The organism is Nocardia terpenica, from assembly GCF_013186535.1.
In the GTDB taxonomy this organism is placed as follows: domain Bacteria; phylum Actinomycetota; class Actinomycetes; order Mycobacteriales; family Mycobacteriaceae; genus Nocardia; species Nocardia terpenica.
Window position 1 is genome coordinate 277,470 of sequence record NZ_JABMCZ010000001.1, and the last position, 19,175, is coordinate 296,644.

At 68.2% G+C, this 19,175-nt stretch carries 22 protein-coding genes; 12 read left to right on the forward strand and 10 right to left on the reverse strand.

What is annotated here, in order from left to right:
• The first annotated feature begins 6 nt into the window (after nucleotides 1-6).
• The 3 genes from HPY32_RS01385 (at nucleotide 7) to yidC (ending at nucleotide 1,837) form a co-directional block, all read left to right on the forward strand.
• Complete coding sequence (locus HPY32_RS01385) at nucleotides 7-615, forward strand: hypothetical protein (protein ID WP_067582316.1); 609 nt, start codon at nucleotides 7-9, stop codon at nucleotides 613-615.
• A gap of 18 nt (nucleotides 616-633) precedes the next feature.
• Complete coding sequence (locus HPY32_RS01390) at nucleotides 634-930, forward strand: DUF6412 domain-containing protein (protein WP_067582319.1); 297 nt, start codon at nucleotides 634-636, stop codon at nucleotides 928-930.
• A gap of 82 nt (nucleotides 931-1,012) precedes the next feature.
• The gene (yidC, locus tag HPY32_RS01395; RefSeq protein WP_067582322.1) at nucleotides 1,013-1,837 is read left to right on the forward strand and encodes a membrane protein insertase YidC; all 825 of its coding nucleotides are present in this window, start codon (nucleotides 1,013-1,015) and stop codon (nucleotides 1,835-1,837) included.
• On the opposite strand, the gene HPY32_RS01400 is transcribed toward yidC, so the two are convergent.
• Nucleotides 1,758-2,306 carry a hypothetical protein gene (locus tag HPY32_RS01400; RefSeq protein ID WP_156674146.1) on the reverse strand — a complete coding sequence of 183 codons (549 nt, stop codon included), beginning with the start codon at nucleotides 2,304-2,306 and terminating at the stop codon, nucleotides 1,758-1,760. The two genes, yidC and HPY32_RS01400, sit on opposite strands and share 80 nt — an antisense overlap.
• 153 nt (nucleotides 2,307-2,459) lie before the next feature.
• On the opposite strand from HPY32_RS01400, the gene HPY32_RS01405 reads away from it, so the two are divergent.
• Nucleotides 2,460-2,885, forward strand: coding sequence for a hypothetical protein (locus HPY32_RS01405; RefSeq protein WP_067582328.1), 426 nt, complete (start codon nucleotides 2,460-2,462; stop codon nucleotides 2,883-2,885).
• Here HPY32_RS01405 and HPY32_RS01410 read toward each other — a convergent pair.
• From HPY32_RS01410 to HPY32_RS01420, 3 genes are all read right to left on the reverse strand, one after another.
• Nucleotides 2,855-3,535, reverse strand: coding sequence for a class II aldolase/adducin family protein (locus HPY32_RS01410; RefSeq protein ID WP_067582331.1), 681 nt, complete (start codon nucleotides 3,533-3,535; stop codon nucleotides 2,855-2,857). The two genes, HPY32_RS01405 and HPY32_RS01410, sit on opposite strands and share 31 nt — an antisense overlap.
• 29 nt (nucleotides 3,536-3,564) lie before the next feature.
• Nucleotides 3,565-5,241 carry an aa3-type cytochrome oxidase subunit I gene (gene ctaD, locus HPY32_RS01415; RefSeq protein ID WP_082870900.1) on the reverse strand — a complete coding sequence of 559 codons (1,677 nt, stop codon included), beginning with the start codon at nucleotides 5,239-5,241 and terminating at the stop codon, nucleotides 3,565-3,567.
• Nucleotides 5,242-5,343: 102 nt separating this feature from the next.
• Entirely contained in the window at nucleotides 5,344-6,402 is a 1,059-nt protein-coding gene (locus tag HPY32_RS01420) for an AraC family transcriptional regulator (protein ID WP_231951461.1), read from the reverse strand.
• 34 nt (nucleotides 6,403-6,436) lie between these two features.
• Between HPY32_RS01420 and HPY32_RS01425 the strand changes: the two genes are divergently transcribed.
• From HPY32_RS01425 to HPY32_RS01440, 4 genes are all read left to right on the forward strand, one after another.
• Nucleotides 6,437-7,897 carry a flavin-containing monooxygenase gene (locus tag HPY32_RS01425; RefSeq protein ID WP_067582337.1) on the forward strand — a complete coding sequence of 487 codons (1,461 nt, stop codon included), beginning with the start codon at nucleotides 6,437-6,439 and terminating at the stop codon, nucleotides 7,895-7,897.
• A 338-nt stretch (nucleotides 7,898-8,235) separates the two neighbouring features.
• Nucleotides 8,236-8,721: a methylated-DNA--[protein]-cysteine S-methyltransferase gene (locus HPY32_RS01430; RefSeq protein WP_171982685.1), complete on the forward strand. Its 486-nt coding sequence runs from the start codon at nucleotides 8,236-8,238 to the stop codon at nucleotides 8,719-8,721.
• On the forward strand, nucleotides 8,711-9,427 hold the full coding sequence (locus HPY32_RS01435) for a 2OG-Fe(II) oxygenase (RefSeq protein ID WP_067582339.1): 717 nt from the start codon (nucleotides 8,711-8,713) through the stop codon (nucleotides 9,425-9,427). Before HPY32_RS01430 ends, HPY32_RS01435 begins: the two co-directional genes overlap by 11 nt.
• Nucleotides 9,420-9,695 (forward strand): Ada metal-binding domain-containing protein, encoded by a 276-nt coding sequence (locus tag HPY32_RS01440; protein ID WP_067582342.1) that lies wholly within the window; start codon nucleotides 9,420-9,422, stop codon nucleotides 9,693-9,695. Before HPY32_RS01435 ends, HPY32_RS01440 begins: the two co-directional genes overlap by 8 nt.
• Here HPY32_RS01440 and HPY32_RS01445 read toward each other — a convergent pair.
• From HPY32_RS01445 to HPY32_RS01460, 4 genes are all read right to left on the reverse strand, one after another.
• Nucleotides 9,677-10,057: a hypothetical protein gene (locus tag HPY32_RS01445; RefSeq protein WP_067582345.1), complete on the reverse strand. Its 381-nt coding sequence runs from the start codon at nucleotides 10,055-10,057 to the stop codon at nucleotides 9,677-9,679. The genes HPY32_RS01440 and HPY32_RS01445 overlap by 19 nt on opposite strands.
• 62 nt (nucleotides 10,058-10,119) lie before the next feature.
• Entirely contained in the window at nucleotides 10,120-11,175 is a 1,056-nt protein-coding gene (locus HPY32_RS44295; protein WP_067582348.1) for an aminotransferase class V-fold PLP-dependent enzyme, read from the reverse strand.
• A 41-nt stretch (nucleotides 11,176-11,216) separates the two neighbouring features.
• Nucleotides 11,217-11,747 carry a dihydrofolate reductase family protein gene (locus tag HPY32_RS01455; RefSeq protein ID WP_067582351.1) on the reverse strand — a complete coding sequence of 177 codons (531 nt, stop codon included), beginning with the start codon at nucleotides 11,745-11,747 and terminating at the stop codon, nucleotides 11,217-11,219.
• A 1-nt stretch (nucleotide 11,748) separates the two neighbouring features.
• Nucleotides 11,749-12,666: a helix-turn-helix domain-containing protein gene (locus tag HPY32_RS01460; protein WP_067582354.1), complete on the reverse strand. Its 918-nt coding sequence runs from the start codon at nucleotides 12,664-12,666 to the stop codon at nucleotides 11,749-11,751.
• Nucleotides 12,667-12,845: 179 nt separating this feature from the next.
• Between HPY32_RS01460 and HPY32_RS01465 the strand changes: the two genes are divergently transcribed.
• Entirely contained in the window at nucleotides 12,846-13,571 is a 726-nt protein-coding gene (locus tag HPY32_RS01465) for a VIT1/CCC1 transporter family protein (protein WP_373686595.1), read from the forward strand.
• Nucleotides 13,572-13,583: 12 nt separating this feature from the next.
• Here the strand turns inward: HPY32_RS01465 and HPY32_RS01470 are convergent, their stop codons facing one another.
• A complete protein-coding gene (locus HPY32_RS01470; RefSeq protein ID WP_067582356.1) occupies nucleotides 13,584-14,582 on the reverse strand; it encodes an acyl-ACP desaturase in 999 nt (332 codons plus the stop codon).
• A gap of 299 nt (nucleotides 14,583-14,881) precedes the next feature.
• Between HPY32_RS01470 and HPY32_RS01475 the strand changes: the two genes are divergently transcribed.
• From HPY32_RS01475 to HPY32_RS01485, 3 genes are all read left to right on the forward strand, one after another.
• Entirely contained in the window at nucleotides 14,882-16,126 is a 1,245-nt protein-coding gene (locus HPY32_RS01475) for a KasA/KasB family beta-ketoacyl-ACP synthase (RefSeq protein ID WP_067582359.1), read from the forward strand.
• Between the two features lie 101 nt (nucleotides 16,127-16,227).
• Nucleotides 16,228-18,111, forward strand: coding sequence for a long-chain-fatty-acid--AMP ligase FadD32 (gene fadD32, locus HPY32_RS01480; protein ID WP_067582365.1), 1,884 nt, complete (start codon nucleotides 16,228-16,230; stop codon nucleotides 18,109-18,111).
• A gap of 265 nt (nucleotides 18,112-18,376) precedes the next feature.
• On the forward strand, nucleotides 18,377-18,610 hold the full coding sequence (locus tag HPY32_RS01485; protein ID WP_067582368.1) for a hypothetical protein: 234 nt from the start codon (nucleotides 18,377-18,379) through the stop codon (nucleotides 18,608-18,610).
• A 30-nt stretch (nucleotides 18,611-18,640) separates the two neighbouring features.
• Here HPY32_RS01485 and HPY32_RS01490 read toward each other — a convergent pair whose 3' ends face one another.
• Complete coding sequence (locus HPY32_RS01490; RefSeq protein WP_156674147.1) at nucleotides 18,641-19,069, reverse strand: hypothetical protein; 429 nt, start codon at nucleotides 19,067-19,069, stop codon at nucleotides 18,641-18,643.
• Between the last annotated feature and the right edge of the window lie 106 nt (nucleotides 19,070-19,175).

Below are 19,175 nucleotides of genomic sequence, written 5' to 3' on the forward strand. Positions count from 1 at the left end.
GACCGGATGTCGAACGACACCGAACCGAAGCGGGTAGTCGACGCGGAGGAGACCGCCGTGTCCTCCGCCACCGAGGAGGCGGCCAAAGCGCCACGGACCCTGTCGATCCGGCTGTCCACGGTGCTGACCGCCGCGGCAGCGGTGGCGCTGGTCGCCCTGTCGGCCGTCTTCGGGTCGCTGTGGCTGTCCGCGCGCGGGCAGCTGCACGATCGCGACGCCAAGGCCGCCGACGAGAAGCACGCCGAACAGGTCGCCACCGATTACGCGCTGGGCGCGGCCGATATCAATTACCAGGACGTGAATTCCTGGGTGGCGAAGCTGAAGGCCAATACCAGCCCGCAGCTGGCCGACAAGTTCGACGCCGTCGCGCCCAAGCTGTCGCAGATCCTGGTGCCGCTGAAGTGGACCTCCAGCGCCAACCCGATCTCCGCCACCGTGACCGGCAAGACCAACGGCGTCTACAAGGTGAACGTGTTCCTCAACACCACCTCGGCCAGCGCCCAGACCCCCGACGGCACCCAGACCACCGCGGCCTACACCGTGGATGTCGACGCCGCCAACGGCTGGAAGGTCACCGACGTGGGTGGCGTGGCTGCCGCCCTGCCCAAGCAGTAGCCGGGTATTCTCGTCGCCATGGTCACCCGGATCCGATCGACGGCGCTGCTGGTCTGCGCGCTGGTCGTCTCCGTGTGGGCGGCGATGCTGGTACCGGTCGGCGAGTCCAACTCGTGGCTCGCGGTCGGCGCGGCGGCCATGGTCGTGCTGGCCGTCGCGGCGGCCGAGTCGACGCGGGTTCTCCCGGCGCCGGTCGCCGTGTGCAGCGGGCCGCCGGTGTCGGCGCAGCGGCGACGCCGGGGATCGTTCCTGCGCCAGAGCAATCCGGACGCGGCGGGCCGAGCACGGCCCAGGGCACCGGGTCGCGGCGACTGACCGTGCCGTTCGGCACGGTCGATCGTTTCGTCGACCCTGTTCACTTCTCGCCCGTTCGCGGGCGCCTCCCGAGTGAGGTGTCATGCTCGATTTCGTCTACTACCCGGTGTCGGCCGTGCTGTGGTTGTGGCACACCGGTTTCGCCGCCCTTCTGGGCGCCGCCAGCGGCGCGGCCTGGGCGCTGGCCATTGTTTTTCTGGTGCTCACGCTGCGCGCCGCGCTGTTCCGGCCGTTCCTGGCGCAGGTCCGGTTCTCCCGCACCATGGCGGTGCTGCAACCGCAGATGCGCCGATTACAGGCCGAATTGGGCCACGACCGCGAAAAATTGGCGGTCGAGATGCAGAAATTGCAGAAACAGCACAACTTCAATGTGCTCAGCGGCTGCCTGCCGATGTTCGGGCAGCTGGTGGTGTTCATCGGCCTGCTGCACGTGCTGCATTCGTTCGACCGCACCTCGGCGGTGGCGGGAATTCCGTTCCTGGGCAGTCCGGTGCGGATGACCGCCGCGCAGAACGCCGCCACCGCCAACTACGTGTTCTCGCCGGATCAGGTGCAGTCGTTCCTGCACGCCAAGCTGTTCGGCGCACCGCTGTCGGCGACGCTCGCCACCTCCGGTAGCGCGTTCGGCACCGTGCTCGCCGTGGTCATCCCGCTGGTCGTGGTCTCGGTGATCGCCACCCACTGCACGGCCCGCGCCTCCATCGCCCGCCAACTCGAATCCACCCCGCAGACCCGAATGATCAACTGGATGATGCTGTGGCTGTTCCCGATCGGCACGCTCGTCGCGGCGTTGATCATGCCGCTCGGGATTCTGGTGTATTTCGCCACTAGTAGTGTGTGGACGTTTGTGCAGCAGCATGTGGTGCATCGGAGGTTGGGGCCGATCGAGTCTGTGTCGACGGGGTAGGTATGCGCACTTCACCGCGGGCGAGGGGAGTGGCCTCGCCCGCGGCGCCGGGGTGGGTTATCACCACCGTGGCTACGGTGAGGATTTGGTCCAGGTCTGCGCCGCGGGCGGCCAGGCGGGCGATGATGCCCAGGCGGCGTTCCGGGCCGTTGGGGTGGACGGTGACGCCGGGGCCTGTGAAGCGGTGGCGTCGGGCGTCGTAGCGCAGGGGAATGCCGTCGCGCACAGCGAGATACGCGTCGATGTCGAGGCGGCGGTGGCGCACCGGGTCGATCATGAGATCGGCGATGAGCCGGTCGGTCTGCTCGGCGAGCAGCGGCTCGCCGACGGGCGCCGAGCGCCGGGCGCGCGCCGCCGCCGCTCGCCGGTATTCCTCGGCGGGGGCGCGGAGCAGTTCCCGGTGCTCGGCGATGACGGCGGATAGCCGTCGGTCGGCACCATCGGACGACGACGAGCGGAGCTCGGACATGAACGGCCTTTCCTCGGGTTGCGGGATTACCTTGTGCTGCAACCTGGTCGGCGTCCGACACCCATGAGTATGCCGCAGGGGTACGACAGGTTTTCATTGCCTCGGAGCGGTGCTACCGTGGTAGCAAGTTACTCATCTACCAAGGTATTGGTCATGACAGATAATGAATCCGAGCCCAAGTTCGTCACCGAGGAACAGGTCCGCCGCATCATCCGGGAAACCATGAATGAGGCACTCGCCCAAGGGAATCCCTTCGCACACCCGCAGCACCCCGGCGCGCACGGCGTGCCCGGTTTCCCGTCGGCGCCCGGCGGGCCGATGCCGGGCCCGCCGCCGATGCCGGGCATGCCCCCGCACCCGAATTTTGCTCCCCCCGGCCCGTATCCGCAGCTCCCGCCGTTCCCGCCCCCGCCGCCCGGGATGGATCCCTTGATCCAGTCCAGCTTTCGCACCGACGCCGAACTGATGCGCCGGGTCAAGGCGAAACTGGCGATGGAGGGGCGTAGCCTCCAGGATCTGCTCAATGCGTTCCTGTGGACCTGGGTCAATCAGGGCGAGCCGGGCCGGTCGGATATCTGATTCGGTTTGGGCACACCGTAATTGGTTCGTGTGATTACCTCGCGGACCGCGTCCTGCTGCTCGTGGGTGAGGGTGCGCGGGGTTCCGGCGGATTGGGCCTCGAGCAGGATGGTGCACGCCCACTCCAGCAGCCGCGTGTGCTCCACCGCCTCGGCGAGGGTGGCGCCCAGCGTCACCGCGCCGTGGTTGGCGAGCAGCGCGGCCTGCTTGCCGCGCAGCGAATCCCGCACGGCCGCGGCGAGTTCCGCGGTGCCGAACGGGTGGAACGGCACCACGGGCGTGGCTCCGCCGAGCGGAAGCTGCTGATAGTGGATCACCGGCAGCTCGTCGCGGATCAGCCCGACCGCGATCGAGCGCGGCGCATGGGTGTGCACGATTGCGCCGCAGCGGAACTCGCGATAGATGCCCAGGTGCAGCTGTAGTTCCGAGGTCGGGGCGAGCCGCCCGTCCAGCACCGTGCCTTCGAGGTCCACGACGGTGATCTCCTCCGTCGTGATCGAGGCGAGCGCGGCCCCGGTGGCGGTGACGGCGACCAGATCGCCCACCCGCACGCTGACATTGCCCGCCGTCCCGACCAGCAGCCCGGCCGCGGCCAGCGCCCGGCAGGCCGCGACGATCTCGGCGCGTTCGGCGGCAAGGGTGGTCGGCACATCGTCAGCCTAGGGCAGCCGCCCGCCGCTCACTGCGCGGTGTGTGCGACCTCGGCCGTGCGCGCCGCGCTGTGCGAGCCCCAGCCGACGTGTGCCTCGGCCCGCATCCGCTCCACCATGTGCGGGTAGTGCAGCTCGAAAGCCGGTCGCTCGGAACGGATTCGGGGCAGTTCGTAGAAGTTGTGCCGCGGCGGCGGGCAGGTGGTCGCCCATTCCAGCGAGTTGCCGTACCCCCATGGATCGTCCACCGCCACCACCTCGCCGTAGCGGTAGCTCCTGAAGACGTTCCACACGAACGTGATCATCGACAGGCCGAGAACGAACGAGCCGATGGTGGAGATGGTGTTGAGCGTGGTGAACCCGTCGGTCGGCAGATAGTCGGCGTACCGGCGCGGCATGCCCTCCGCGCCCAGCCAGTGCTGCACCAGGAAGGTGGCGTGGAAACCGAAGAACGTTGTCCAGAAATGGATCTTGCCCAGCCGCTCGTCCAGGAAGCGCCCGGTCATCTTCGGGAACCAGAAGTAGATGCCGCCGAAGGTCGCGAACACGATGGTGCCGAACAGCACGTAGTGGAAGTGCGCCACCACGAAATAGGTATCGGAGACATGGAAATCCAGCGGCGGGCTGGCCAGGATGACCCCGGACAGGCCGCCGAACAGGAAGGTGGTGATGAAGCCCACCGACCACAGCATCGGCGTCTCGAAGGTCAGCGTGCCCCGCCACATGGTGAAGATCCAGTTGAAGAACTTCACCCCCGTCGGCACCGCGATCAGGAACGTCATCATCGAGAAGAACGGCAGCAGCACCGATCCCGTCACGAACATGTGGTGCGCCCACACCGCCACCGACAGCGCGGCGATGCCGAGCGTCGCGTAGACCAGCGTGGTGTAGCCGAAGATCGGCTTGCGGCTGAACACCGGAATGATCTCGGTGATGATCCCGAAGAACGGCAGGGCCACGATATAGACCTCGGGATGGCCGAAGAACCAGAACAGATGCTGGTACAGGATCGCCCCGCCGGTGGCCGCGTCGAAGACGTGCCCGCCCAGGTGCCGATCCACCATCAGACCCATCAGCGCCGCGGTGAGGATCGGAAACGCCAGCAGCACAAGCACACTGGTGACGAGGATGTTCCAGGTGAAGATCGGCAGCCGGAACATGGTCATGCCGGGCGCGCGCAGGCACACCACCGTCGTGATCATATTGACGCCGCCGAGAATGGTGCCCACGCCGGACACCGCCACGCCCATGATCCACATGTCGGCGCCGGTGCCGGGACTGTGCTCGGCCAGGCTCAGCGGCGTATAGGCCGTCCAACCGAAATCGGCCGCGCCGCCGGGGGTGACGAATCCCGCCGTGGCGATGGTCGCGCCGAACAGATACAGCCAGTAGCTCAGCGCGTTCAGCCGCGGGAACGCCACATCGGGCGCGCCGATCTGCAGCGGCAGCACACAGTTGGCGAAGCCGAACACGATCGGCGTCGCATAGAACAGCAGCATGATCGTGCCGTGCATGGTGAACAGCTGATTGAACTGCTCCGGCGACAGGAACTGCAATCCGGGCCGGGCCAGCTCGGAGCGCATGAGCAGCGCCAGCAGGCCGCCGACCAGGAAGTACGTCATCGACGTGACGATGTACATGATGCCGAGCAGCTTGGGATCGGTCGTCGTCACGACGTCCCAGAGCTTGGCGCCCTTCGGCCCCATCCGAGCCGGGTACGGCCGCACGGCTTCGATCTCGCGAGATGGTGCTGTGGTCACAGATCCTCCTCGAACCCAATCGGATTCGAGTGTGTCACCGACACAAGATCAATTGTGCGGAATGCGCTTCTGCCGCCGGTGCGAGCGGCGGACGGCGGACGGGGTCGTGCCCCACCAGCGGCGGCAGGAGCGGGTGAAGGTCGCCTGCTCGGACAGGCCGAGCAGGGAGGCGATTTGGCTCATCGGCAGATCGGTGGTGGTCAGGTAGCGGTGGGCCTCGCCCCGGCGCACCTGGTCGAGGATGGCCGCGAACGTGGTGTCCTCGTCGGACAGGCGGCGCTGCAGGGTGCGCGGGTGCAGGGTGAGAAGCCGTGCGACGGCGGTGATTTCGGGCGCGGCCGTGCCGATCAGCTGCCGCACCGCCGCCCGCACCCGCGGCACGAGCGACGGGCCCGCATCCGCGGACTGCTCGGCCAGGAAGGCCATCGCCAATCGACGCAGGTTCTCGTCGCCACCGGTCAGGGCGTGCGCGGCGAGGCTGCGCGGGACCCGCAGCAGGGCAGTGGGCCGCTCGAAACGGACCGGGGCGCCGAAGAATTCCTCGTACACCGCGGCCGGTGCGGGCGGGCGATAGGGCAGGTCCACCGATCGCAGCGCGTACGGCCCGCCGATCAGCCGCTGAATCGTGCGATGCAGGAAGCCCAGGCCGAGATCGGTGCCCTGCACCGGCGGCGGCGCGGGCACGCCGTAGTGCAGCGCGATCAGACCGCGGTCCCCGTCCGGGTCCGGTTCCAGCGTCAGGCTCAGGGCGCGGGCGTGCACGAACAGGTAGCGGGAGGTGCACTCCAGGGCGTCGGCCAGGGTGGGGGAGTTGCGGATGGCCAGCGCGAGCGGGCCGAGCATGCCCAGATCCTGCCGGGCCGCGATGCGCAGGCCCAGGTCGGGGCAGTGCAGCCGGGCCGCGGCGATCTCGAAGACCGCCGCCATCGCCTCGTCGGAGACCAGGAGGTCGTCGGTGTCGAGGGCCGCGACCGGCAGCCCGGCCAGCGCGGCGAACTCCTCGGCATTGCCCCCGAGCTCGGCCACCGTGGCCCGGAAACCGCGCATCCCCGCCGACCGGATGACCGACATGTCGTCCAGAATCAAATACTTGTCGCGCAAAGTCAAGAAGGCGAGCGGGACGGGCCGCACACTGGTGGGTATGGAACATCTCGATGTCGTCGTCGTGGGCGCGGGGCTGTCCGGGATCGGCGCCGCCTACCGGATTCAGACCGAACTACCCGGTAAGAGCTACGCGATCCTCGAGGCGCGGGCGGCGATCGGCGGCACCTGGGATCTGTTCCGCTACCCCGGCGTTCGGTCCGACTCCGATATGTTCACCCTGGGTTACCCGTTCCAGCCGTGGCGGGACGCCAAGTCCATCGCGGACGGCCCTTCGATTCTGCGCTACATTCGCGAGACGGCCGAGCGGCACCGGATCGACGAGCGAATTCGGTACGGCACCAAGGTGATCGCGGCCGAATGGTCGAGCGCCGAGGCGCGCTGGACGCTCACGCTGGAGCGCGACGGCGAACGGTACGGTCTCACTTGCGGATTCCTCTACGCCTGCTCGGGGTATTACAACTACGAACAGGGGCACTCGCCGGATTTCCCCGGCGTCGAATCGTTCTCGGGCCGGATGGTGCATCCGCAGTTCTGGCCCGAGGATCTCGACTACTCGGGTCAGCGGGTGGTCGTGATCGGCAGCGGCGCGACGGCCGTGACGCTGGTGCCCGCCATGGCGGAGCGGGCGGAGCTGGTCACCATGTTGCAGCGCTCGCCGACCTGGATCTCCGCGGTGCCGGGGCGGGACAAGCGGGCCGACCGGATTCGCGCGCTGCTGCCGCCGGACCTGGCGCATCGGGTGATCCGCACCAAGAACATCCTGTTCAATGTGGGTTTCTATCAGTTCTGCCGCCGCCGCCCGCAGGCCGCGCGCAAGATGCTGACCGGGCTGACCACGCGCATCCTGAAGGACGAGGCGCTGGTGGCCGAGCATTTCACGCCCAGCTACGACCCGTGGGATCAGCGCCTGTGCGCCGTGCCCGACGCCGACTTCTTCAAGGCGATGCGCAAGGGTAAGGCGGCGGTGGTCACCGACCGGATCGAAACCTTTGTGCCCGAAGGGATTCGGCTGAAGTCCGGCCGGGTGCTGGAGGCCGACGTGGTGGTGTCGGCGACCGGGCTGAAGCTGCTGGCCTTCGGCGGCATCGCGCTGACCGTGGACGGCGAGCCGGTGAACCTGTCCGAGCAGTTCGTCTGGCAGGGCACCATGCTGACCGGCGTCCCCAACTTCGCGGTCTGCATCGGCTACACCAACGCCTCCTGGACCCTGCGCGCCGACCTGACCTCCCGCCTGGTCTGCAAGATCCTGACCCACCTGGACCGCCGCGGCTACCCCGCCGTGGTCCCCCACCCCCAATCCCACCTCACCGAACACCCCCTCCTGGACCTGGCCTCCGGCTACATTCAACGCTCCATAGCCGACTTCCCCCGCCAGGGCGACCGCCACCCCTGGAAGGTCCGCCAGAACTACCTCCTCGACTCCGCCACCACCATGCGCACCAGCCTGGACAAGACGCTGCGGCCGGTCATGAAAGCGCCTGTGCTGGAACGAGTCTGACGCCGACGTCTGGAGAACGCCGGTACCGCTCCCCTTCGGTCCCGGCGTGCTCCCTTCACTTGATCCCGGCGTGCTTTCTTCTCTTGGTCCCGGCGTGCTTTTGGCCGGGACCTCGCGGGAGATTCCGGCCAAAAGCACGCCGGAATCATGGTGAACGCTCGCCGGGATGACGAGGGGTGGCGCGCCGGAATGGTGGGTGCACGCGCCGGAATGCCGGGTGAACTGCGCATACTCCGGTTGTCGGTCATGAAATGCTATGTCTGATTTCCGCCGGTATCGGGGTGGGGCGCCGGGCAGATTGGTTGTGGAAGCACGTTGGCTCTAGGAAGGGAGCTTCGATGAGTGTGTACACGATCATGAGTAGTCCGGTGGGGGAGCTGGTGCTCGTCGGGGAACCGGCGGGGGCGGGGGTGGTGCTCACCGGGGTGTCGATGGTGGGGGGTAAGCGGGACCGGATTCGGGACGGGTGGGTCGAGCGGCCCGAGGCGTTCGCGGCGGTGGTGGCGCAGTTGAATGCGTACTTCGCGGGGGAACGGACCGGGTTCGATCTCGAATTGGGCGGTGGGGGAAGCGAATTCCAGCGGCGGGTGTGGGAGGCGCTGGACGCGGTGCCGTACGGGACCACGGTCACCTACGGGGAGATCGCGGCGCGGATCGGCGCCCCGCGGGCGGCGGTGCGCGCGGTGGGGGCGGCGATCGGGGCCAATCCGCTGATGATCGTGCGGCCGTGCCACCGGGTCGTCGGCGCGAACGGGGCGCTCACCGGTTACGCGGGCGGGGTCGAGCGCAAGCAGCGGCTGCTGGAGCTCGAACATGCCGGGTAGCTCCGTGTGGGCGGAGCGGGTCGCCGAGCAGGACTGGGCGGCGCTGGCCGCGGAACTGGACGAGCACGGTCACGCGCCGACCGGCCCGCTGCTGACCGCCGCCGAATGCCGGTCGCTGGCCGGGCTCTACGACCGGGCGGAGCTGTTCCGCACCACCGTCGACATGACCCGGCACCGGTTCGGATCGGGCGAATACCGTTATTTCACCCACGATCTGCCCGAGGTCGTGCGCGAACTGCGGGCCGCGCTCTATCCGAGACTGCTGCTCATCGCCCGCGATTGGGCGCAGCGGCTGGGTCGGCCCGGCTCCTGGCCGGAGCGCCTCGAGGACTGGATCGCCCTGTGCCACAAGGCGGGACAGGTCAAGTCGGCACAGATCCTGCTTCGTTACGGTCCCGGCGACTGGAATGCCCTGCATCGAGACCTGTTCGGCGACATGATCTTTCCGCTGCAGGTCGTGATCGGTCTCGATGCGCCCGGCACCGACTACACCGGCGGCGAGTTCCTCATGGTGGAGCAGCGCCCGCGCGCCCAGTCCCGCGGCTCGGCCCGGACGATCCCGCAGGGGCACGGCCTGATCTTCACCACCCGCGAGCGCCCGGTGCGCGGCAGCCGCGGCTGGTCGGCGGCCCCGATGCGGCACGGGGTCAGCGCCGTGCGCTCCGGGCGACGGCACACGCTCGGCCTGGTCTTCCACGATGCGTGAGTACACCCTCCTCGGCGCGGACGGAAAGCCGTACCGCAGCAAGGATCCCGGCACCCTCGGCGGCCATCGTCGGCTCCGCATCTACGGTCGCCTGGACTGCCCGTCGGCCCTGCGGGCGCTCGCCCGCGGGACATACGGTGCGAATCGGGTGTTCTTCGCCGATGAGCAGACCGCGATCGCGGCGGGGTATCGCCCGTGCTCGGTGTGCCTGCGCGCGAAGTACCTGCGGTGGAAGCAATCGGACCGGGATCATCGCCGGTCGCGATGACGCCGCCGAATCGCCATGGGGTGCGGCGTGAACCGGCGGTGCACGATCTGCAGCGCGGCCAGCAGCACCACCGCCACGCCCGCCGCCGGATAGTCGCGGGTCAGCAGCCCCAGCAGCGCCAGCCCGCCGAAGGCCGGGAGTTCGAGGACCGCGCACCAGCCCAGCAGGCGTAACCGGGTCGAGTGGGCGTCCAGCCAGGCGAGACCGTCGTCGACGATGTCCTCGGCGATGTCGGGTTCCACGAGTCCGTCGCCGACCTGCACGAGTCGGTGCACGGCCTGATCGCGGGTGATCCGGCCGAGCCACGCCTCGTCGATCAGCCGCTTACCCTCCATGGCGACTTCCGTGATGACCGCGTTCATCCTGCGGGATCCCTTCGAATCTGTCCCGCAGATTGTAGGCGTCGCGGCTGGCTACCCGACCGCTATCCAGCCAAAACCGTTAGGGCACGGTCGATGTCGGCCTCGGTGTTGTACAGGTGACAACCCAGCCGCAGCCGCCCGGCACGCATCGATCCGACCACACCCGCCTCCCGCAGCCGGTGGATCTGCCCGGGTTCCGCCTCGATCGACACGATCGCCGATTTGCCCGGCGGCAGGCCGAGCCCGGCCCGCAACCGATCGGCCAATGCGAGGTTGTGCCGGTGGATGGCGTCGATCCCGGTCGAGAGCAGCAGCTCGAGCGCGAGCCGCTGCCCGATCCAGGCGGGCCAGACCGGTGCGAGATCGAAACGCCGTGCGTCGCTTGCCGTTCGGAGCGGGGCGTCGTAGCAGGTCTCCCACGGGTTGTAGCCGGAGTACCAGCCCGCGGCCAGCGGCCGCAGCTCGGCCAGCGCCTCGTCGGTGCCCGCCAGGAACGCCGCGCCCTTCGGTCCGAGCAGCCACTTGTAGCCGACGCCGACCACCCAGTCCGCGCCCAGATGGCGCACCGGATACCAGCCCGCGGCCTGGCTGAGGTCGAAAAGGACTCGGGCGCCGTGGTTTCGGGCCGCCGCCCCGACGGCGGCGGTGTCGACGATGCCGCCGTCGGCGGACTGCACCACCGCGGCGGCGACCAGTGCGTCGCCGGGTCGGACGGCCTCGGCGAGGCCGGTGAGCGGGACCGTCCGGACCCGCAGATCGGGGCGCACCAGGAATGGCCACAGCACCGAGGTGAACTCGCCCTCGGGCAGCACGACCGCGGCGCCCTCGGGCAGCGCCGCCGCGATCAGCGATACCAGCTGCGATACCTGTGCTCCGATGGCGATCTGTTCGGGAGCGAAACCGGTCAGCGTGCCGATCGCGACGCGGCAGTCGGCGACGATCTCGTCGACGCCGGTAATGTCGAAAGTTCCTTCGGCGCGCCGCTTTTCGGCGGCGGACACCGCCTCCGCGACCGCGGTCGGCAGTAGGCCGTAGCTGGCGGCATTGAGGTAGGCGACCGTGGGGGCGAAGGCGGTGCGAATCGAATCGGGGAGCAGGGCAGAGGTGGAGACCGTCACCGATCCATCATGTCCGCCGCACCGGCTCCTGTCCTCCGGATTTATTTCACGACGTCGTATCGCACACAGGCGAATTCGCCGTTGGCGACGAGTTCGATCTGCTTCAGTTCGACATGGCGGGGGAGGAGCGGTTTGCCGGAACCGATGGTGACCGGGGCGATGCCGACGGCGACCTCGTCGAGCAGGCCGTGCTCGGCGAACCGGCCCACCAACTCGCCACCGCCGACGATCCAGATATCCCGATCGCCCGCCGCCGCGGCCATTTCCGCGTGCACCGCTGGCACGGACTCCTGGGTGAAACGAATATCGGCGTCGGTGCGTGGCGAGAAATTGCGGTGGGTGAATACCCAGGCCGGAACCGTGTAGTACCAGGGTTCGCCGCCGTGGTTTTCCACGATCCACTGATAGGTATTGGCGCCCATGGCGAGTGCGCCGATCCCGGCCAGGAAGGTGTCGACGCCCATCGGGCCGTTGGTGTCGCTCTCGCGGGTCAGCAGCCAGTCCAGGGAATGGTCGTCGGTCGCGATGAATCCGTCGAGGGTGGTGGCGGTGAAGTAGATGGTGCGGGGCATGTCATCCTCTCCGGCGAAGCCACAAGATCGGGTCGCCACTGTCGATATCTGTTGAGCTGTCGGCCAACTCGCTGCGCAACCACTGGCGCACGAGCAGGCGGCGGTGGGCCGCGTAGGTGAGGGTGTGGGCGATGACGCTGCCGAGGACGAAACTCTCCGGCGGATCGCACAGCGCGTCGATCAGGGTGTCGCCCCAGCCGCCGCGCCGATCGATCTCGCGCACCGCGTCGAGCCAGCGCGGACCGACCTCGTCGAGGCGGCGGCGCAGCGCGGGCAGATCGTCGGGCCCGTAGGTCGGCTGGTCGGCGCCCTCGATCGAGGCCAGCCACGCCTCCTTGGTGCGGATCAGGTGGTGCAGCGTGGTCGCGATCGAATCGTCGGGCCCGTCCCATTCGAGCGCCACGCCGTCCCCGCGAACGCGCCGGAACTGTTCCGCGGTGAGCCTTTCCGCCAGCGTCAGCAATTCGCGAGTGTCATCGAGATCGTGATGCAGCAGCAGCGACGTCGGATCCATATCGTGCCGTCCCGCCGACTCGCTCTCCACCCACAGCGACATCGGCGGATGAAAGTGAATCCCGTTGGCCGCCGGTAACCACCGCTGCTTGCGCACCTGCGGCGTAGCACTCGGCGCATGCCCGAACGCCCTGGCGAAGGCCCGCCCGAACCCCTCCACCGAGTCGTACCCCGCCCCCCACGCCACCTCGGTCACCGACGCCCCCGCACTCAACTCCCACGCGGCCCGCTCCAACAACACCCGCCGCCGCATGGCCACCGGCGACTCCCCGGTCGCCCGCGAAAGCTGCCGCGCAAAATGAAACGGCGAGGCATACGCCCCCGCCGCCATCCGCCCCAGCGTGGAGTTCCCCTCCTCCAACACCGCATCCAACAACTCCCGCAACCGATCACGTCCCTTGACCACGACACCAGTCTGTCCCGCCGGGGCGCGCCCGCGCTTGACCGATCTTGCGCATGTCGGGAACGAATTCACGAATTATGACGAGGATAGGTTTGTAAAGCCTTCCCTTGCACTGCATTACCTAATTGTGGTGAGGCTTGCATTGCTGGAGGGATGCGGAATTCGGGGCTAAATTGCGAGGGGTGGAGAATGGACAGAGCGGTGTGGTGGTTGCCACACATTCGGAGCCGCACGGGATCGGGTTGGCGTCGCGGCTGAATTGGTTGCGGGCGGGAGTGCTGGGGGCCAACGACGGGATCGTGTCGGTGGCGGGCATTGTCGTCGGTGTGGCAGCGGCCACCGTGGATCGGGGGACGATTCTCACCGCGGGTATCGCCGGACTCGCCGCGGGCGCGGTCTCGATGGCGCTGGGAGAGTACGTGTCGGTCAGCACCCAGCGCGACAGCGAGCGGGCGGTGCTCGCGGTCGAGCGGCGCGAGCTCGAGGAGATGCCCGAGGAGGAGTTGGCCGAGCTCGCGGCGATCTACGAGGGCAAGGGGCTGTCCCCGGCGACCGCGTGGAAGGTCGCCGAGGAACTCACCGAGAACGACGCGTTCACCGCGCACGCCGAGGCCGAGCTGGGCATCGACCCGACGGAGCTGACCAATCCCTGGCATGCGGCGTTCTCGTCCGCGCTGTCGTTCACGCTGGGTGCGTTGCTGCCGCTGCTGGCCATCCTCACGCCCGCCTCCGTCCGGGTGCCGGTGACCGTGATCGCGGTGCTGGTGGCGCTGGCCCTGACCGGCGCGATCGGCGCCCGCCTGGGCGAGGCCCCGGTCGGCCGCGCGACCGTCCGGGTACTGGTGGGCGGGGCGCTGGCGATGGCCATCACCTATGCCGTCGGCCACCTGGTCGGCATGGCCATCTGATCGAGCGCGACGTTATCCCTTGGCCCCCACCAAATTTCGCCTGGCCGCCTCCCGTGCCAGCGCGCGGTCGCGCTGTTCCTCGAAGCGCACGCAGTCGCCCTGTAGCTTCTCCAGGAACTCCCCCAGGCGATTGCGGTTCGCGTCGCCGTGCGGGCCGAAATCGTTGCGCTCGAAGATATTCCACTTCCGCACCACCGGCATGACCACCTCCTCCAGATGCTGGCGCAGGTCGTAGATGCCGTGCTTGGCCATCAGCACGCCGTTGCGCCGCCAGTCGGGCATGCCCGCGCCGGGCATCTGGAAGTGCGTGATGATGTCGGTGATCGCCTGTAATGCTTGATCCGGCACCAGGTCCAGCGCCGCGCCGCACATATTCCGGTAGAAGATCATGTGCAGGTTCTCGTCCAGGGCGATGCGCTGCAACATGCGGTCGGCGATCGGGTCGTCGCACACCTTGCCGGTATTGCGGTGACTGACCCGGGTGGCCAGCTCCTGGAACGTCACATACGCGACCGAATGCAGAAATCCGGTGTCGGCCAGCAGATCCTCCACGGAGCCGCCGCCGTCGCGGATGAGCTTCATCGGGTTGTAGCCGCCGGTCATGTGCGCCATGCGCGCGTTCTCCAGCGCCACCGGATCCACGGCGCGCGTCACCACCAGATAGTCGCGAATGACGATGCCGTGCCGGTTCTCCTCGGCGGTCCAGCGGCCCACCCAGGTGCCCCAGGCGCCGTCCCGGGAGAAGTTCTCGGCGATCTCGCGGTGGTAGGAGGGCAGATTGTCCTCGGTGAGCAGATTGGTGATCATGGCGGCGCGGGCCACCTCGCTCAGCCGGGATTGCCCGAGTTCCCAATCGGTCCCGTTCATCTCGGCGAAGTTGCGCCCCTCGTCCCACGGCACGTACTCGTGCGGATGCCATTCCTTGGCCATCGACAGGTGGCGGTGCACGTTCTGCTCGGCGATGGGTTCGAGCTCCAGCAGCAGCTCGAGCTGGGTCAACTTCCTGGCCACGATGATGCCCTTCCTCGAATCTGGATCGGCGGGGACGGTGCGGGAAGAAACCGGTACAGTGCATTAGCGACCGGATTGCTGCGTGTCATATGGCACGGCCGGTCAGGTACGCCTCGATAATGTAGTCCGCCGCCGACCGGCTGCTCGGGGCAGGAGGGTGCGTCGCATTAAAGAGGACGCAAATCCTGTTCAAGGCGTCCCCGGGGAGACGGCCCCGGCCGAACGGCCCAGTCACTTCCGCTTGTATTCGCCGCAGTGTTGCCTACGCCCGCAGTGTTGCCACCGAAAGTGAGCCGAGAATGACGATCTCCAGCCCGATGCGCTATCCCGACGTCGTCGTGACGAGCCTGGCTGCCACCACATCGATCGCCGGTGACGTGGACTCCACCTGGAAGGGCCTGCTCAACGGCGAGAGCGGCATCGACATTTTGGACGACAGTTTCATCGACCAGTTCGAACTGCCCGTGCGCATCGGCGGGCACCTGAAGGTCAATCCGGACGACAGCCTCACCCGGGAGGAGACGCGTCGGCTGTCCTATGTCGAGCGGATGGCGCTGGTGCTGGGCCGCGAGGTGTGGCGCAACGCGGGCAGTCCCGAGGTCGACGGCGAGCGCCTGGCCGTCTCCATCGGCACCGGGCTCGGCGGCGCGGAGATCCTCATCGACGCCACCAACAAGATGACCAACGGCGGCTACAAACACGTGCCGCCGCTGGCCATTCCGATGATCATGCCGAACGGCTCGGCGGCGGTGGTCGGGCTGGAGCTGGGCGCGAAAGCCGGTATCTGCACGCCGGTTTCGGCCTGTTCGTCCGGCTCCGAGGCGATCGCCAACGCCTGGAAGATGATCGCGATGGGTGACGCCGACATCGTGGTCACCGGCGGCGTCGAGGGTTCCATCCAGGCGCTGCCGATCGCGGGATTCAGCATGATGCGCGCCATGAGCACCCGCAACGACGATCCCAAGCGCGCGTCGCGCCCGTTCGACCGCGACCGCGACGGCTTCGTCTTCGGCGAGGCGGGCGCGATGATGGTGATCGAGACCGAGGAGCACGCCCGGGCCCGCGGCGCCACGATCCACGCGCGCTTACTCGGGGCGGCCATCACCTCCGACGGATTCCACCTGGTGGCCCCCGATCCGGACGGCAAGGGCGCCGCGCGGTCCATCACCCGCTCGCTGCAGCTCGCCGGGATCACGAAAACCGATGTGGCGCATGTGAATGCGCACGCGACCTCGACCTCCATCGGCGACACCGCCGAGGCTCGCGCCATCGCGGCGGCCATCGGCAATCACGCCTCGGTGTACGCGCCGAAATCCGCACTCGGCCATTCGATCGGCGCCGTGGGTGCGCTCGAATCGGTGCTGACCGTACTCTCCATTCGTGACGGCATCGTCCCGCCCACATTGAATTTGGACAATCAGGACCCGGATATCGACCTCGACATCGTGCACGGTCAGGCTCGTTCCGGACGAATCGACTATGCCGTCAACAACTCGTTCGGGTTCGGCGGGCACAACGTCTCGCTGACATTCGGACGGTACTAACGCCGAAGCCCGAAGAGCCTGCTACTCTTCGGGCTTCGGTGTCGATCTGTTCGTTCGGTGTCATGGCACGGCCTCGCGTCGTGCGTGAAAAAGGATAGGGAATGATCGGCGAGACGTACGAGACCTTCGATGATTTTCTCGATGAGCACGGCAACATCAAGCTCCCGAGTGATGCGACCCTGATCGATTTGGTCGATATGCACAGCTCGGCGAATGGCGATGACCTTGCCTACCGCTATATCGACTATTCACGCGAACGGGACGGTGAGTATCACGAGCTCACCTGGCGGCAGTTCGGCGTGCGGCTGCGGGCCGTGGCGTCGCGGCTGCAGCAGGTGACCTCGCCCCGCGACCGCGTCGCGGTGCTGGCGCCGCAGGGCCTGGACTATGTGGTCGCGGTGTTCTCGGCGGTCTACGCGGGCAATATCGCCGTGCCGCTGTTCGATCCGGAGGAGCCCGGGCACACCGACCGCCTGCACGCGGTGCTCGGCGACTGCGAGCCCACGGCGATCCTGACGACCGGCGCGGCCGCGGCGGGGGTGCGCGAATTCTTCCGCGCGCTGCCGGTCTCGCAGCGGCCGCGCATCATCGCCGTCGACGCGATTCCCGACAGCGTGGGCTCGACCTGGGTGCTCCCCGAGATCAATATCGACAGCGTGGCCTACCTGCAGTACACGTCGGGGTCCACGCGCGTGCCCGCCGGGGTCGAGATCACCCACCGCGCGGTGGGCACCAATATTCTGCAGATGATCGATGCGCTCGGTCTCGTCGAGAACGCGCGCGGGGTCACGTGGCTGCCGATGTTCCACGACATGGGACTGCTGACGGTGATCCTGCCGACCGTTATGGGCAAGTTCATCACCATCATGTCGCCGAGCGCGTTCGTGCGCCGCCCGTACCGCTGGATCAAGGAACTGGCCGCGGCCTCCGACGGCGCCGGAACCTACGCCGCCGCACCGAATTTCGCGTTCGAGCACGCCGCCGCGCGCGGGCTGCCGAAGGCGGGGGAGTCGCTGGACCTGTCGAATATCATCGGCCTGATCAACGGCAGCGAGCCGGTGTCGGTGTCCTCGATGCAGAAGTTCAACGATGCCTTCGCGCCGTACGGGTTGCCGAAGACGGCGATCAAGCCGTGCTACGGCATGGCGGAGGCGACGCTGTTCGTCTCGGCCACCCGGCGCGAGGACCAGGCCAAGGTGGTCTACGTCGATCGCGGGCAGCTCAACGCGGGCCGCATGGTCGAGGTCGATCAGGACGGCGACGATGCCGTCGCGCAGGTGTCGTGCGGTTACGTCTCGCGCTCGCAGTGGGCGGTGATCGTGGACCCGCAGACCGGGGCCGAGCGGCCCGACGGCCAGGTCGGCGAGATCTGGTTGCACGGGGAGAACATCGGCATCGGGTACTGGGGGCGGGCGGAGGAGACCGTGGCCACCTTCCACAACCTGCTCACCGCGCGGCAGCCGGGCAGCCATGCCGAGGGCGCCGCCGAGGATGCGCTGTGGATGCGGACCGGTGACTACGGCGCGTACTACGACGGCGAGCTCTACATCACCGGCCGGGTCAAGGATCTGGTGATCGTGGACGGGCGCAATCACTATCCGCAGGACCTGGAGATGTCGGCGCAGGAGGCGTCCACCGCGCTGCGGCCCGGATTCGTGGCGGCGTTCTCGGTGGCCGCCGACGAGTTGCCCCCGCAGGCGCTCGAGGGCGGCCGCGACTCCGGTTCCGAGCAGCTGGTGCTGGTCGCCGAAAGGAACACCGGCGCAGCGAAACTCGACCCCGACCCGATCGCGGAGACGGTGCGCGCCGCCATCGCCAAGCGGCACGGCGTCACCGTGCGGGACCTGCTGCTGGTGCCCGCGGGCTCCATCCCGCGCACCTCCAGCGGCAAGATCGCCCGCCGCGCCTGCAAGGCCGCCTACCTCTCCGGCACCCTCCGCGGCGGCCACCGCCAAGACGCCTTCCCGGACGCCATCGACGATTAAGGGATCCCGGCCAAAAGCATGCCGGGATGACTGGAGCCTGCGTGCCGGGATGACGGCGGCTGCCCCTCGTCATCCCGGCATGCCGACCCTCGTCATCCCGGCCTGCTGACCCTCGTCATCCCGGCCTGCTGACCCTCGTCATCCCGGCATGCTTTTGGCCGGGACCGGCACGTGGATGTCCTGCGCTTGTCCTGCGGTGAGGGGAGGATGTTCGGCTACCGTTGAGCTACATCAGTTTCTGTGTGACCGCGCAGGAGGGGTCGACATGGACAACACGATCGCCGAGGTGATTGCGGTGATCGCGCATACCGCACCGGAGCGGCCGTTATCGCTCGATCGGGCGCACCGGGTGATGCAGGTGCACTCGGGGTGCTCCACCGAGAGTTGCCGCAACAAGCGAGCAGCCTTCGCGGCGCTGGTGGACGCCGGGCATATCGTCCCGGACAGCTGCCGCCCCCGGCAGCAACCCGAGGAGGAGGATCGTCAGCCCTCGGGATAGCGGGGGACAGCGGCCCGGGGCGCATGCCCGTCAATGCCCTTCGGGTGTGCTCGGGCTGAAGTTGGCGCCGAAGGCGTAGAGAATCGGGAGCACCACGGCCGCGATCGGGCTGTAGATGTGCAGTTCCTCCGGCAGCGCGCCCAGCGAATACGCCCAGATGCAGTAGGCGCCGACGCCGAAGCCGATCGGCAGCCAGCGGTGCCGATAGCTCGCCGCCGGATACTGCTTCATGAGCAGTGGGATCGTGCCCAGGCCGAGGACGGCGAAGATCACCAGCAGCCACACCGTGCGTTCGATCGTGTGTGCCCCGGTGAGCCCCGTGACCGCCGCCGAGGCGGCCAGATACGGGCCGCTCGTCTCGATCGGGAAGTACTTGGCCAACCGCTCCTGATAGGAGTCGCCACCCGTGGCCGGGGCCGCGCCCCGGGTGCGGACCACGGGCGCCACCGCGCGCGCCATCGCGACCACCTCCATCCCCCTTCGCAATTCAGTCTCGCACCCGTTTCAGACCGACGGACCGGGATTTTCCCGACCGATCCCGCACCGGCATCCCACCGTGATGTCC